This window comes from Vibrio sp. (assembly GCF_984391705.1).
The window spans coordinates 455,573-469,839 of record NZ_CFHWOM010000001.1; the positions used below are offsets into that span (position 1 = coordinate 455,573).

Consider the following 14,267-nt stretch of genomic DNA (forward strand, 5'->3'; position numbering starts at 1 on the left):
ATTGCTTAGCAGACTAAAGTTCATGGTTTAACTAGCTATCTATTTAAAACAGCACTATCTCATTGAGACGCTGCTAGCAGCTAGATTCGGATTTGCCGAAAACACGGTAAGCTTTAATCAAGTTTATTGCAGCAAACCTTAGCTATACTTATATCATGACGGATTCTAACTAAGGAGGTGCGCATGGCGGTTGTCCCTAAGCATAAGGACCATCATACTCGATACGACCCTAGTCAAGACTTAACACAAGATCAATTGCATCGCTTTGGTCAGGTGGCGTCCAGTGCCCAAAAGAGGCGCGAAAAGATGGCCGCTAGGTCTTCGGTACTTGCAGATGCGAAGGACGTTGCATTCAAACCGATAGTCCGACCTAAAAAAGACAAACCTAATACAGTGAGATACGCGGTGTGGATGATTGTGTTAATGGCGTTTAGCTTGTGGTTGATGTATATGAGTGGCTAGCCTTTCTTGTGGCTTATTGGCGTCACGTTGTTCTGGGTAGATAGGGTTGTGACTCGGTCTTTTCGGTAATAGTGAAATTTGTTTTTGCCGCTATGTTTAGCTGAGTACATTGCTTTATCCGCACATCGTGTGAGTTCTGGTAGTGTCGCCGCGTCCTCTGGGAATAAAGCTACCCCCAAACTAACAGCTACCTTTCCTACTTTTTCTTTTCCTTGATAGCAGTCTTCAAACAGGTGAAGAACACGATTTAAGATATTTTCCAAATCATTTTTGCTATTCACTCCGTACAGCAACAGTACAAACTCATCACCAGCGAAGCGAGCGATGGAGTAGTCATGCTTGTCAGTTTTGCGGTCTTTATTACGAATGTTATTCTTAAGCCGATGAGAGAAGTGCTGTAATACGCGATCACCGACGTCGTGTCCGAAGGTATCGTTTATCGTTTTGAAATCATCGATATCGATAAAAATCATCGCTGTAATGGTATTTGCGTTCCGTTCTTCTTCTAACTTCTCGCTGGCCCAATTCTCAAAGCTCCAACGGTTGGCGAGTCCGGTTAAACGATCAAAATAGGCAAGGTCTTCGATACCTTCTTTATACAATGATTGGATATAGCCCACAGCCTTATCGTAGTAGTAAGAAGAAGTATTACAGAGCAGACAAAGTGCAAATAAACTGATGATAAATCGATCCGGAGATAGATTCCCTAAAGTGGTCGCGTGGTTCCCATAAACCGTAAACAGTGCTAAAGCGGTAAAGCCGAGGCTATAAATCAATCCAATTCTAAATTCATTAGAAAAGATCACAGCTGCGAGTATGGGGTACAGCCATACTAATGTTCCTGGCCCATGAACGCCATATAGAAGTAACATGGTTGCCTGAAACAACAGGACCCAGCTTAAAACAAGATCGCCAAACCTTGTGGTTTGATGCTTGCAAATCAATGCCAAGTTGATAATTAAGATAAGCGCGCTGGTAAGGTTGATGGCTGCAAACAAAGTACTGGCATTGGACAAGTGTAACAAACCGTAAAGCAGTAACATCGAGATAGACACCACTGAACATATTTGCACTACTTTGTATTTTCTTACAGAACGAAGGTCTGCCATCTCTGCTAAGTGACGACCTACAAAATTACCCATCAGCTACTTGTCCTAAATTTGGTATTCCTTGCATATAGTCTAGGCCTTAATTGTGATTTCGCTTCAATAAAGGGGGTGTGGTTATTATGCAAGTTGTTGTTTATTTGGGTATCTTGAGAGGTGAGGCAGTAATTTGGCGTACGAATAACTTGTTGTATATTCGGAATAAAAATTGATGATGTGGTTTTTTTGGCGTTGCTAAGTTATTGATTGTATTCCATTTAAAGTAAAATACATGCGTCGTTATAATTAATTGGTATAACGTTTTTTGACATTCTTGTTAATGAGTTCAAATAATTGGCTCGTTTATCTGGCTGGACAACTTCCAGCCAGAAAATGAATCGACTACTTTTTCTCTAGGCCATAAGGCAGGTTTGAAAACACTTTTGGTTGAGCGGTAACAGTTGGAGCCATGTTTACCTTCTGCCAATCAAGTAGCATGATTGCCAAAACATTTCGATGTTCCCCATACGCTAAGTCAAATTCCCCTGATACAGATGGGATCATACCTCGATCAACGACAATGGATTTTTGGATTGCTGCACGAGTTTTCTCGACAACTGGGTCGTCATCTAAACCTGCAAGTAGGAAGCTGATACCGACTTCTGCAATAATGTCTTCTTTTGCGCGCAGCAAAATAGTGTCGATGTTGTTACGAAAGTAATCGAATATCCATTGGTACTGCTTTTCGCTCACTTTGCGCTGATAATATTGTGAGTCTGCGAAAACAATATGTGTTAAACCATAAAGTTTATTGCCGTATTGTTGTTTTGATAGCTTTTTGTCTTTGCTGTCGGGGTAGGCTGCTCTAAACGCTTGAATAAAAGGGTCTACGACATCTTGTTCACCTAATTGACGAAGCCAAAACACTTGATTGGCAAGTTGTGCTGCCCATGCTTTAATCATTTCAGGATCTGTCGCGTATTTACTGAAATCGTAACGACGAATTACCTGACGTAGCTTCTTATCTTCTTTGTGTTTGAGTCCATACTCATTTGCTCTAGCCATAGAGCCTAAGAGGTCGACGCCCAGATAAAGGTATTCAGGCATGTGTTTGGTGACAGTGTATCTACGTAAGCTTCTCTCATCTGTATCATCTTGATATCCGGCAATACGTTTCTCCGAATAGAGAAGTATCTGTTCGGGTGTATTAACTTCCGCAGCAAAACGATTTAAGCGACTCGCAACACGCGCCATATCACTCCAGACCGCGGCAGAGTATTTTTTATCAAGAGTTTGGCGATACATCCTCAAGCCGTAGTGTCCTTCCTTGAATGCTGGCAAGGTATACAATTGACTTTCATAGGTCTGTTTGATGAGATCTGCAGATTCTTCATAACTCTCAGAAGAAAAGGCACTTGGTAGAAAAGAGAGCCCTAAGCAAAGGGCCAGTACTTGTAGACGCATTTTATTACCAGTTCCAGTTAACAAGCCCACATTAAGATGTAGTTCAGTCGAGCTTTAGCATGGTCCGTTAGGGATGAATTCAAACTAAAGATTAGTCTATCAGGCATTGAACAAACTGATGTAAAGAGGCTGTCAGATACAAGCAAAATATCGTACATCCATGACGAACATCTTTGCATGATGAGTTCACAGATTGGTACAGGCTCCTCTTTTGGGTTACGACTATTTGAGTAGTTTTTGGTGAAAAAACGATCATAGTGATGTAGATTTTATATATTGATAAAAATATTAAAAACTAATGCGGTGCACAATGATGTCCGTGTAGCCAACTATCAGAAAAAGGATAGTCTGGCCATTTTGCCAATATTTCGGGGTAAGAATGCAGTATCGGATGAGCAGGCATTGGTCTGCGTATTTGTTTGTCTTGGTAATCAGTTTTTTAGCAGTCGGATTTGTTGAACTCGTAGATCGTAGCCAAAAGAATTTTATGCGTGACAGCTTGTTGGGTCGAGCTAAAGAAGAACTTTCAATCATACGATCAGAGTTAGAAGCTGCGATTGTTTCTGATATCTATGTGGTGAATGGCCTTTCCGCACTTGTAGCCGCTAACCCTGAGTTTGAGTTTTCCGGTTGGAGTCTTATTGCCTCAAGCATTATGCGTAAAAGCAGCCATGTAAGGAACATTGGACTTGCACCTGATGATGTCATTAGGCATATCTACCCACTAGAAGGTAATGAAAAAGCGTTAGGGCTAGATTACAAAACCATCCCTAATCAATGGCGTACGGTTAGAAAAGCACAGGAAGTACAGGAAATTTTCATTGCCGGGCCCGTAAACTTGGTGCAGGGAGGTCGAGGGTTAATAGCTCGTGTCCCTATCTATGAAGATCCTCCGTATAATAGTCGTTATTGGGGCGTATGTAGTGTTGTGATTGATTTGGATTCATTGTTTCGAGACGCTGGTATCGAGGAGTTTGAACACAAATACAATTTGGCAATGCGGGGTGTTGATAGTAGCGGCAGTGACGGAGAACACTTTTATGGAAGTGAGAACGTTTATGTTGAGTCGTTTGCTCAAGAGCACGTTTACTTTCCCTATGGCAGTTGGCTGATTGCTGCAAGCACAAAACGAGACTTGTTGGATAATGGAGAGTGGTATCGTGTTCACGCTGTTCGCTTGATTGGCTATCCCATGCTTGTATTACTAGCGATCGCTTTTGGTATGATTTATCGATTGTATGCCGTTGCGAACAAACGTTCACTTCAAGATGAGTTAACGCGTTTACCTAACCGACGTTACTTTATGTACACCATTGAGAATCAGTTTCAAGCTGCTCAAAAGCATGGTGTGAAAGAAAGCTTTGCAATACTTAATATCGATCTTGATAAGTTTAAAGCGATTAACGATAGCTATGGGCATGCAGCGGGAGACAAAGTCTTAGTTGCGACAGCAGAACGGATCAAGAGTATGTTAAGAGGGTCGGATGTCGTCGCGCGAATAGGAGGTGATGAGTTTTTAATCTTGTTACCGAGGATCACTCGAACGGAAGATATTGACGTTATAAACATAGAATTACAGAAAGCGATCTGTCATAGCCCTGTCATCTTTGAACAGCACCTGATTCATGTCCATGTTAGTGTGGGTTATGCGCTGTATCACCCGGACTTTCAGACTTTGGAAGATATGTTGAAGGTTGCTGATGCGCGTATGTATCAAGAAAAGCGTCGTCAATCACAAAGAGTACATGTTAACTAGTTGAGCCATTGGGCAAATCTTAGCAAAGCGTGCTATAGACATAGTATGTTTACCATCAAGGTGACAGCTATGAAAGAATTGTCTCAGTGGCTATCTGAATACGGCGAAAGCCACCAAAACCCAATTAATCAAAAGATTCATAAAGTTGCGGTACCGGGTATTTTTCTCTCGGTAGTGGGACTGATCTGGTCGATCCCCGTGATTGAGTTATACGGTTTGAGGCTCAATTGGGTATGGGTTGCAAGCGTACCTGTACTCGTGTTTTATTTTCGCCTATCGCTGAGCGTTTTCATCATGATGCTTGGTTTTACTTTAGCCAGTATTTCGTTGATTTGGTCATTGGAGCTTATGCAAGCGCCAGTGTTACTAGTCTCACTTAGCCTGTTTGCGGTGTTGTGGCTGTTCCAGTTTATCGGCCATAAAATAGAAGGGAAAAAGCCCTCATTCTTTGAAGATCTTCAATTCTTGCTTATCGGCCCTATTTGGGTGTTCCGTAAACAGTAAGGCTCAATATGCACTTATTTTAACGTTTGCGCGAAATCCCGTGCTCTAAATCACACTTCCTTATAAGTTTGCTAATTCCTTAGTAGTAGTAAATGACAAATGTGACAATTGTCATAGTAAAACACATATTGTTACCGGTAACATGACTTCTAACGTTACCGGTAACATAATGACTACAACCGGTAGGTCACCAAGAGTCATTCCGGCTAGATTGGATAACTGAAACGAATAAAGGAACCCCTACTATGAAAGCAATGACGAAAACTCTACTTGCTGCTTCAATGACTGGTCTATTCTCGATGTCTGCGCTTGCTGCTGACTTCACGCTGAAAATTCAATCGTCTGATCCATCGGGCGATCTTAACTTTAAGGTTCAGCAAAATTGGGCAGAACGTGTAGAGACTATGTCTAACGGTCGAATTGATATTGACCTTCTGCCAGTGGGGGCAGTGGTAAAACACACTGAAACACTGGGCGCAATCAAAATGGGTATCCTAGATGGCCAAGTCACTGCGACGGGTTACTTCTCTGGTAAAGATCCAGCGTTTGGTCTGATCGGTAACATGGTTGGTGCATGGTCAGAAACAACCCAACTGCTGCAATACATGAACTACGGCGGTGGTAACGAGTTGATGACTGAGCTTTACGCTCCTTATGGCGTGAAGTTTGTTGGTGCGTCAACAACGGGGGTTGAGTCATTTATTTCTAAAAAGCCAATTGACGGTGTTGATGATCTAAAAGGTCTTAAATTGCGCGCACCAGAAGGTCTGGTTCAGCAAGTCTTCGCTGCGGCAGGTGCTACGCCGGTTAACCTACCAGGTTCAGAAGTGTTTACTGGTCTAAGCAAAGGCGTTATTGATGCCGCGGACTACACAGTATTCTCGACGAACCAAAAAGCGGGCATGAACGACATCGCTACTCACCCAGTTCAACCAGGTTTCCACTCTCTGCCTCTGATTGATATCTCAATCTCACAGAAGAAGTGGGACAAGATGCCAGCGGATCTGCAAACAATCCTGCAAACCTCAGTACGTGACTTCTCTTACGACATGACGACTCAACTGAAGATTGCTGACCAAGCGGCTGTGAAAGAGGCGCAAGCTAACCCAGAAATCACCATTCACAACTGGTCTGACGAAGAGCGTAAGAAGTTCCGTGAGATTGCTAAAGGTCAGTGGAAGGTGTTTGCGGAGCGCTCTCCTAACGCGCAAAAAGTTTATGACTCTGTAACAACATTCTTAGAGACGAATGGTCTTCTTTAAGCTACTCGCATTTGTTTAGCTTCTCTGTGGAGGGCGAAAGCCCTCCTGTTTTTTTCAGGATTGCCCAATTATGACTGATAACACTCCCCACACGCCTCCAGAGCAAGAAGAGCAACCAAGAAACATCCTTGATAGAGCCATTATTAAAATCAGTAATCTATTAAGTGGGTTGTTCATCTTTACGGTACTGATTTCTTTTTACGAAGTCGTCATGCGTTATGCCTTCGATGCACCAACGACTTGGGTACATGAAACCGCCTCGTTTGTTGGTGGCTCACTATTCATCGTAGGTGGTATTTACGCGTTCGCTGCGAACAAACACGTTCGAGTTGTTCTTATCTATGATTCAGTTTCCGCTCAAACTCGAAAATATCTCAACCTTGTTCACCATGTTGTGGGTTTAGCGTTTGCGGGTATGTTGGCGTACGCCTCTTATTCAATGGTTCAAGAATCTTGGTTTACACCTTGGGGTGACCTTCGTCTTGAAACTTCTGGCTCGGTTCTTAACGCGCCGTATCCAGCCTTATTGAAAGGCATCATCTTTGTTTGTCTTTGTGTTCTTGTTGTCCAGTTTGTATTGCACCTCATCCAAGAGATTGTAGGTCTAGGGAAGAAAGACGATGTTTGATTTATCTTCTATTGGCATCGCATGGGGCAGTATCCTCATGCTGGTTATGATGGTCGGCTTGCTACTCACCGGTATGCAGCTTGCGTTCGTAACAGGTTTCGTTGCTATCTTTTTCACGCTGTTCTGGTTTGGTCCTGATGCATTACCTTTGATTGCGAGCCGTACCTATAGCTTTGCTTCAGGATACGTTTTCCTCGCGGTTCCGATGTTTGTATTGATGGCAGCACTGCTTGACCGCTCTGGTATTGCAAGAGACTTGTTTGATGCGATGAAGTCAGTAGGGCGCAGAGTACGCGGTGGCGTAGCGGTTCAGACGTTACTCGTTGCAGTACTATTGGCATCGATGTCTGGTGTGATTGGCGGTGAAACCGTGCTACTCGGTATTCTGGCTCTTCCACAAATGCTTCGCCTAGGTTATGACCGTAAGCTCGCGATTGGTACCACCTGTGCTGGTGGTGCGTTAGGTACCATGCTGCCTCCGTCAATTGTACTGATTATCTACGGTATGACGGCGAGCGTATCCATTGGTGACCTGTTCAAAGCGTCATTCCTACCAGCATTTATTCTTGCGGGCTGTTACATCGGCTACGTTCTGATTCGTTGTAAGTTAAACCCTTCTCTTGCACCACTGCCAAGTGATGAAGAGATGGCGGAAGACATGGCTAATCAGCCAAGCTACTTTAAAGCGCTATTTTTCCCACTGCTTTCTGTAGCGACGGTTCTGGGCAGTATTTACACTGGCGTGGCTTCAGTAACAGAAGCTTCGGCGCTAGGTGTTGTCGGCATCATGATCTCTGCGGCGATTCGAGGTGAGCTTAACTTCAACATGCTGAAAGAGAGTGCCATCGCGACCATGCGTACCTGTGGCATGATCATGTGGATCGGTATTGGCGCAAGTGCGTTGGTGGGTATCTACAACCTGATGGGCGGTATCGATTTTGTAGAAGAAGTGATTCTTGGCCTAAGTGGCGGTAGCCCACTAGCAACGCTTCTCATTATGATGGTGATCTTACTGGTACTTGGGATGTTCCTTGACTGGGTGGGGGTCGCGCTTTTAACAATGCCAATCTTCGTACCTATCATCATGAGCCTTGGTTATGACCCAATTTGGTTCGGTGTTGTCTTCTGTCTAAACATGCAGGTGTCGTTCTTATCTCCACCGTTCGGCCCAGCCGCGTTCTACTTAAAGTCGGTTGCGCCAAAAGACATTACGCTAGGTGAAATCTTTACATCACTGCTGCCATTTATCGGACTTCAAGTTCTGGTTCTTGGTCTTGTGATTGCCTTCCCTGAGCTAGCGATGTGGTGGAAATAAACCTCCACTTTAGATAACTCGAAATAACCAAAGAATATAGTGACAGCCTCCAGTGATAGTTGGAGGCTAAGGATAGTGTTGTCCAATGAAAGCGAAAAAAATCTTAGTAATGGGCGTATCAGGCTGCGGAAAAAGCTTGATTGGCAGTGAGATTGCTAACGCTCTTAATCTTCCTTTCCACGATGGGGATGACTACCACCCACAAACAAACGTGGAAAAAATGGCTCAGGGTATTCCATTAACGGATGATGACCGTATCGGTTGGCTGGAGACATTGAATAAAGTGTATACCGACAACGACAGTGCAGTGATTGCTTGCTCAGCTTTGAAGCCTGCATATCGGGACATTCTGCGCCACAACAACGATGAGCTAGTGATTGTTTATCTTCAAGGTGACTTTGACACCATTTGGAATCGCCACAAAGCAAGAGAAAACCACTATTTCAATGGTGAGGTGATGCTTCAAAGCCAGTTTGATGCCTTGGTTGAGCCAAGCCAAGACGAAGCCTTGTTTATCGATATTGCTCAAGAGGTAAAAGCAGTAATTAGCGATGCATTAAACGCCATTAAGCAAAAAGAGGAAGCAGCATCATGAGTACGTCTAACATTGCGATGATTGGCTTAGGTGTAATGGGTAAAAGCTTAGCACTCAACCTCCTAGACCAAGGCTTTAATGTCACTGGCTTCGACATTAGCGACGTTCACCGAGAGCGTGCTGAGCAAGAAGCGGGGGCGCTCATTCAACAAGCAGGTAAGGGGCAGTTTGTTAACGCGACCGACTTAAGCCAGGTACTGGAATCACTCGTTAAACCTCGTGTGATTGCGCTGTCTGTTCCTGCGGGATCAATCGTGGAGTCAGTCATTGATGACTTGCTTGACGCTGGCCTAGAGCAACAAGACATTGTTATTGATACCGGCAATAGCCTCTGGACAGACACCGAAGCTCGTGAGCAAAAATACCAAGGCAAACTGCGCTTCTTCTCAACAGCCGTTTCTGGTGGTGAAGTCGGTGCCCGCACTGGTCCGGCATTAATGGCCAGTGGTGACAGAGCAGCATGGAACTACGTTCAGCCAATGTGGGAAGCGATCGCCGCAAAAGTGGATGAAAAGGGTTTGCCTGTTGGTCAGTTTGAACAAGGTGAACCATGCGCAGCCTATTTAGGCCCTGCTGGTGCTGGTCATTACGTAAAGATGGTTCACAACGGTATTGAGTATGCAGACATGCAGCTTATCTGTGAGGTTTACCACTTTATGTCTGAGGTGCTGGACATGCCAGCGCAAGAAATCGGTCAAGTGTTTGAGGCATGGAACCAAGGGGTTCTGAATAGCTACTTGATGGAGATCAGCGCAGAGATTTTGCAAACGTCAGACCCAATTACATCAAAGCCGTTTGTTGAAGTGGTTCTCGATAAAGCGGGTCAAAAGGGCACTGGTCTATGGACTGCAGTGAACAGTTTGCAAGAAGGTGCGCCAGCGCCAACGATTGCTCAAGCGGTCTTTGCACGAGCACAGAGCAGTCAGAAACAAACTCGAATGCTGGCTGCTTCGCGACTTAAAACTCATGTGAAGCCAAGCTGTGGAATGAACAATGAAGAGACGATTGCCGAACTGCACGAAGCGCTGTATTGCGCCAAGTTATCGGTTTATGCGCAAGGTTTTGACTTGATGAAAGCCATGTCGGTTAAAGAGCAGTGGGATCTGGATTTTGCACATATTGCCAAAATCTGGCGTGCAGGCTGTATTATTCGAGCGGTGTTCTTGCAAGATATTACAGCGGCTTATCAAGCTGACCCTCAACTCGAAAACCTGCTGTTTGCTCAACGTTTCGTTGAAGAAGTGCATAATCGCTCATTCGGTTGGCGAGCAACGGTAGCAAACTCGGCGCTTACTGGTGTTCCTATGCCAGCGATTAGCTCTGCGCTTAGCTACTTTGACTCTCTGCGATGCGAGGTGCTACCAGCAAACTTGCTCCAAGCACAGCGAGATTACTTTGGTGCTCACAGCTACTCTCGTATTGATGAGGACGAAGCAAACAAATACCACTTAACGTGGAGCGCTGACGAACGAACTCAAATCAGCGTATAGAAATAAAGCGTTCACAGTAATGTGAGCGCTTTTTTGTTATCTGTGACAACAAAAAATAATTCATTCACAGGTATCATGTTACCAGTAACATCAGTAAGAAGTTGATAGACTCTGTCATGGCCAATAAGAAAAAAAGACCCACATTACAAGACATCGCTGACCGAGTAGGCGTAACAAAAATGACCGTAAGCCGCTGCTTGCGCGATCCTTCTCAAGTCTCTGAATCACTGAAAGATAAAATTAACCAAGCCGTTGAAGATCTGGGCTATATCCCTAACCGAGCTCCGGACATATTGTCCAACGCTAAATCCAATGCGATTGGTGTGCTGGTTCCGTCGTTAACCAACCAGGTTTTTGCCGAGGTGATTCGCGGAATTGAATCCGTGACAACGCCTGCGGGTTACCAAACTATGATTGCCCACTATGGCTATAGTGAAGAGTTGGAAGAGAAAAGTATCGCTTCACTGCTTTCATATAATGTCGATGCAATCATCTTGTCGGAAAATGTTCACACCGAGAAAGCACGTAAGATGCTGCAAACCGCTTCGATACCAGTGATTGAAATCATGGATACTTTCTCAGACAAAATTGAACAAGCGGTAGGGTTTGATAACGCTAAAGCATCCAAAGCGATGACAGAAGCGATCATTGCGAAAGGGCGCAATAACATTGCCTATTTTGCGGCCCGTATGGATGAACGCACACGTCTTAAGATGGAAGGTTACCAGCAGGCTATGGCAGAAGCAGGCAATGAGGTCGTGACGTTACAAACAGAAGAAGCCTCTTCATTTACACTCGGTGCTCAGCTATTGGCTCAGCTGGTGGAAGCGCACCCTCAAGTGGATGGAATAGTATGTACCAATGATGATTTAGCGATTGGTGCGGTCTACGAATGTCAAAGACGTGGGATAAAAGTGCCAGAAGAGATGGCAATTACTGGCTTCCACGGTCATGACATCAGTCAGACTATGATCCCTAAATTAGCTACCGTAGTGACACCTCGTGAAGAGATAGGCTACGTAGCGGCGACTCAGTTAATTGAAAGGCTCAAAGGGAAAACCGATTGGCAGCCAACCATAGACTTAGGGTATCGAATCGAGTTAGGGGAAAGTATCTAATTTGCAATGTGGGAATGTGTAATTTTTGCAAAATGCAAAGTTTTGCAATTTGGTATAGGCTTATGCGCATTGTTTTTAAGAAACAGATTATAAAATGAACATAATCAACGGTTTTTATTGATAGAAAAAGTTGGCACGCTTTCTGCTTTATATTAAATGACCCTTATTAAGCCGAGGGTCACCTAGCCAACTGACGTTGTTAGTGAACCGAAATTTGTTCACAATCATATATAGCCAATCACGATTATTGTGATTGGCTTTTTTTCTTTTATCACACTGTTAATTTGCGTCTTGGCATCCGTTATAGCAGCTTGGCTTCCTTGGACATACGGCTCCGCGTGAACAAATTACTCGTGCATCACTTTGAATCCCTCTCTCAATCCAGTTTATGTTGAGAATTTTAGCGATCGTCGTGAACTCTTTTTGTATATGACGTGGGATTGCAGCCGAACCACCATTACCCACACACAAACTTTTTAACTCTTCAGCGATATTACGAGAATCTCCTCCTTGAGCATCAATTGCAGGGTTAAGGTCGATACCAGCGCATAGCACGCGATTGTTGCCCGCAGGATCCGTCATATTAATGGACTCACAGCAGTAGATTCGAGGCTCATCACCGACATTCAAAATTGAAATTTGGGCAGAGCTTCCGGTTTGTGGCTCAGAAAGGCGTCGAAATACAGCCCAATGCTGACATGGGTCGTTGACTTGACGCATGTTCCCCCAGGGGAGAGGAATGCCATTTCCACGATACACCGCTTTGAGTTTGTTCTGACCATAAGCATCGAAATAATGCCAATGCGGGTATGGGGAAACAACCGTCATTCGGCGCATTGCAACCGAAGGCGAAACGCCTGCTTTCGAGTGAACGTCAATCTCGTAACCATTTCTATCCAATAGCTGGCGGAAAGGTACTTTCGGGCACAGTAGTGCACCAGCAAAAAAGCTTGATTCAAAATCCCGCCATGCCTGCAAGATATCTTGTGAGTTTAGCTCAGACGTCGGATTAATTTGCTGGCTGTTGTCTTCCCAACTATTGGCATGCCCAACGGATAGGACACTCTTTAACCCCTCCTTGTTGTGCAATACGCAATGACCTAGATAGACGGCGAGATCGTATTTAAGGCGAGTCGGATATTCCTTAAGGATTTCGTTCAAGTAAATAAAACCAGGTGGTTCAAAAAAAGACGTCACTACTTGTTTAGCGCTGACCCCTAACTCATCGACAATGTCTTGCGGTGGGCGAGACGTCCAGCGAATGGTTAACCCCATACTACGGGCGATATCCATGAGATCTTCAGCGGATAGATTAAGGCGCTTAAGTCCAATTTCTTCTGCTGCGCGCTCAAGATCAGGAAAGTGATTTTGGTTGCTTTCTTGATGTGCTCGGATCAAGAGATGGGCAAACTGACGTCCAGTGATCCCGGTTTGGGAGAGCATCTCCGGAATGGCAATTTGCAGAATATCATTGGAGAAAAGAAAGCTCGGCTCCAATGCCATCCCACTAATGCCACCGCGGTTTCCTTTGTCGGGAGTGATGTCTGTTTGTTCTGGTTCATCATCCAAAAACCATGCGGGATCTTTTTGAAAGACTTCCGCAATCACCTCGAGCATATCGATACTCGGCACACGTTTCCCTCGCTCAATCATTGATAAGTAGGAAACCGATGGTGCGTACTCAGGGTTGACGCGAATACACCTTGCAGAGAGATCTTCCATGGTTAAGTGATTGCGTTTTCTAAGATTTCTAATCTTGGTCCCTAAAAAATGGGACTGACGTATAAGACTTTTCGACAGCATAATTTTGTAAAATTCACATTGTAAAATTTTTGTTGTGAAATTGTAGTCAAAAAATCACTAGTATAGAAAGTAAGCAAAGTCACAAAACTTAAAACAACTAAACGTAAGTTTGAAATCTTTGCTCTAGGACATAAAGATGTGCCATTACTTTGAAATAACCGTCCGCGAGGGAAACACTATGAACATGCTTACTTTCGATAAAACAGAAATCCAAAAACAAGAACAACCATTTATCGCTGAAGCAGTCTTCGCGGTAGAAAAAACTAACTCGAAGCAATCTTCAGAAAAACAAACCAAGGCGAAACAGCTACTAGACCGTATGTTCCCACTAGAGAACGGCTCTCACCAAGAAGTGACGGCGTACATGGTTGATTACCGCCACCTTGTTGCTTATTTCAAAGATGGCACCCACAGCGGTTTAAAAAGTAATAAACAGTTTGTTGCCTACAGTGGCGAGAAAGAGGAACCAACTTCTATTCTTTTCCGTGACGGCACTGGTAGCCATGTTGAGCTGACGTTTGGTCGCAATAAAGGTACGGGGTGTGTTGAGCTGATTTGTATCGATGATATTCAGCTAGAAACGTGCACTATGTTCCCTCAGGAGAGCTCCGAGATTTCCGCGATGCGCCACTGGATTAGCCTAGTAAGAGGTGATGAGAAAGGTAAACCAAAAGCGTGTACAGAAACAAAAGCATACACGGCGAAGAGTGGGGAAGATTACGATTTAGAGTGTTGCTACACAATGAACAAGTAAAACCAAGCCCAAGAAAACGAAAAAGGATACG

At 44.3% G+C, this 14,267-nt stretch carries 13 protein-coding genes; 10 read left to right on the forward strand and 3 right to left on the reverse strand.

Going from position 1 to position 14,267, the window contains the following annotated elements; translation table 11 throughout:
• Positions 1-183: 183 nt before the first annotated feature.
• Positions 184-462 (forward strand): hypothetical protein, encoded by a 279-nt coding sequence (locus tag AC4MRV_RS02165; RefSeq protein WP_491185767.1) that lies wholly within the window; start codon positions 184-186, stop codon positions 460-462.
• Here the strand turns inward: AC4MRV_RS02165 and AC4MRV_RS02170 are convergent.
• Positions 459-1,604 (reverse strand): GGDEF domain-containing protein, encoded by a 1,146-nt coding sequence (locus AC4MRV_RS02170; protein WP_491185768.1) that lies wholly within the window; start codon positions 1,602-1,604, stop codon positions 459-461. The genes AC4MRV_RS02165 and AC4MRV_RS02170 overlap by 4 nt on opposite strands.
• Positions 1,605-1,949: 345 nt before the next feature.
• Positions 1,950-3,011: a DUF3541 domain-containing protein gene (locus AC4MRV_RS02175; RefSeq protein ID WP_491185769.1), complete on the reverse strand. Its 1,062-nt coding sequence runs from the start codon at positions 3,009-3,011 to the stop codon at positions 1,950-1,952.
• Between the two features lie 391 nt (positions 3,012-3,402).
• Here AC4MRV_RS02175 and AC4MRV_RS02180 point away from each other — a divergent pair, with 391 nt between their 5' ends.
• The 8 genes from AC4MRV_RS02180 to gntR all read left to right on the forward strand — a co-directional run bounded on the left by AC4MRV_RS02180 (position 3,403) and on the right by gntR (position 11,679).
• Positions 3,403-4,767 (forward strand): diguanylate cyclase, encoded by a 1,365-nt coding sequence (locus tag AC4MRV_RS02180; protein WP_491185770.1) that lies wholly within the window; start codon positions 3,403-3,405, stop codon positions 4,765-4,767.
• A 69-nt stretch (positions 4,768-4,836) separates the two neighbouring features.
• Positions 4,837-5,271, forward strand: coding sequence for an Mpo1 family 2-hydroxy fatty acid dioxygenase (locus AC4MRV_RS02185; RefSeq protein ID WP_491185771.1), 435 nt, complete (start codon positions 4,837-4,839; stop codon positions 5,269-5,271).
• 245 nt (positions 5,272-5,516) lie between these two features.
• Entirely contained in the window at positions 5,517-6,533 is a 1,017-nt protein-coding gene (locus tag AC4MRV_RS02190; RefSeq protein ID WP_491185772.1) for a TRAP transporter substrate-binding protein, read from the forward strand.
• Between the two features lie 70 nt (positions 6,534-6,603).
• Positions 6,604-7,161: a TRAP transporter small permease subunit gene (locus tag AC4MRV_RS02195; RefSeq protein WP_491185773.1), complete on the forward strand. Its 558-nt coding sequence runs from the start codon at positions 6,604-6,606 to the stop codon at positions 7,159-7,161.
• Positions 7,154-8,476 carry a TRAP transporter large permease gene (locus tag AC4MRV_RS02200; RefSeq protein WP_491185774.1) on the forward strand — a complete coding sequence of 441 codons (1,323 nt, stop codon included), beginning with the start codon at positions 7,154-7,156 and terminating at the stop codon, positions 8,474-8,476. Before AC4MRV_RS02195 ends, AC4MRV_RS02200 begins: the two co-directional genes overlap by 8 nt.
• Before the next feature lie 85 nt (positions 8,477-8,561).
• Entirely contained in the window at positions 8,562-9,071 is a 510-nt protein-coding gene (locus AC4MRV_RS02205) for a gluconokinase (protein WP_491185775.1), read from the forward strand.
• Positions 9,068-10,561, forward strand: a complete 1,494-nt coding sequence (gene gnd, locus AC4MRV_RS02210) for an NADP-dependent phosphogluconate dehydrogenase (RefSeq protein WP_491185776.1) — start codon at positions 9,068-9,070, stop codon at positions 10,559-10,561. Before AC4MRV_RS02205 ends, gnd begins: the two co-directional genes overlap by 4 nt.
• 116 nt (positions 10,562-10,677) lie before the next feature.
• Complete coding sequence (gntR, locus tag AC4MRV_RS02215) at positions 10,678-11,679, forward strand: gluconate operon transcriptional repressor GntR (protein ID WP_491185777.1); 1,002 nt, start codon at positions 10,678-10,680, stop codon at positions 11,677-11,679.
• Positions 11,680-11,958: 279 nt separating this feature from the next.
• Here gntR and AC4MRV_RS02220 read toward each other — a convergent pair whose 3' ends face one another.
• The gene (locus AC4MRV_RS02220) at positions 11,959-13,485 is read right to left on the reverse strand and encodes a DUF3612 domain-containing protein (protein WP_491185804.1); all 1,527 of its coding nucleotides are present in this window, start codon (positions 13,483-13,485) and stop codon (positions 11,959-11,961) included.
• A 175-nt stretch (positions 13,486-13,660) separates the two neighbouring features.
• On the opposite strand from AC4MRV_RS02220, the gene AC4MRV_RS02225 reads away from it, so the two are divergent.
• Positions 13,661-14,236 (forward strand): aldolase/citrate lyase/malate synthase family protein, encoded by a 576-nt coding sequence (locus tag AC4MRV_RS02225; protein WP_491185778.1) that lies wholly within the window; start codon positions 13,661-13,663, stop codon positions 14,234-14,236.
• The last annotated feature ends 31 nt before the right edge of the window (positions 14,237-14,267 follow it).

Bases quoted from the DNA above. Each gene is read 5' to 3' on its own strand.
- AC4MRV_RS02200 (WP_491185774.1), top strand. From the start codon at position 7,154: ATGTTTGATTTATCTTCTATTGGCATCGCATGGGGCAGTATCCTCATG.
- AC4MRV_RS02170 (WP_491185768.1), bottom strand. From the start codon at position 1,604: ATGGGTAATTTTGTAGGTCGTCACTTAGCAGAGATGGCAGACCTTCGT.
- AC4MRV_RS02180 (WP_491185770.1), top strand. From the start codon at position 3,403: ATGAGCAGGCATTGGTCTGCGTATTTGTTTGTCTTGGTAATCAGTTTT.
- AC4MRV_RS02175 (WP_491185769.1), bottom strand. From the start codon at position 3,011: ATGCGTCTACAAGTACTGGCCCTTTGCTTAGGGCTCTCTTTTCTACCA.
- gntR (WP_491185777.1), top strand. From the start codon at position 10,678: ATGGCCAATAAGAAAAAAAGACCCACATTACAAGACATCGCTGACCGA.
- AC4MRV_RS02185 (WP_491185771.1), top strand. From the start codon at position 4,837: ATGAAAGAATTGTCTCAGTGGCTATCTGAATACGGCGAAAGCCACCAA.
- AC4MRV_RS02225 (WP_491185778.1), top strand. From the start codon at position 13,661: ATGAACATGCTTACTTTCGATAAAACAGAAATCCAAAAACAAGAACAA.
- AC4MRV_RS02205 (WP_491185775.1), top strand. From the start codon at position 8,562: ATGAAAGCGAAAAAAATCTTAGTAATGGGCGTATCAGGCTGCGGAAAA.
- AC4MRV_RS02165 (WP_491185767.1), top strand. From the start codon at position 184: ATGGCGGTTGTCCCTAAGCATAAGGACCATCATACTCGATACGACCCT.
- AC4MRV_RS02190 (WP_491185772.1), top strand. From the start codon at position 5,517: ATGAAAGCAATGACGAAAACTCTACTTGCTGCTTCAATGACTGGTCTA.
- gnd (WP_491185776.1), top strand. From the start codon at position 9,068: ATGAGTACGTCTAACATTGCGATGATTGGCTTAGGTGTAATGGGTAAA.
- AC4MRV_RS02195 (WP_491185773.1), top strand. From the start codon at position 6,604: ATGACTGATAACACTCCCCACACGCCTCCAGAGCAAGAAGAGCAACCA.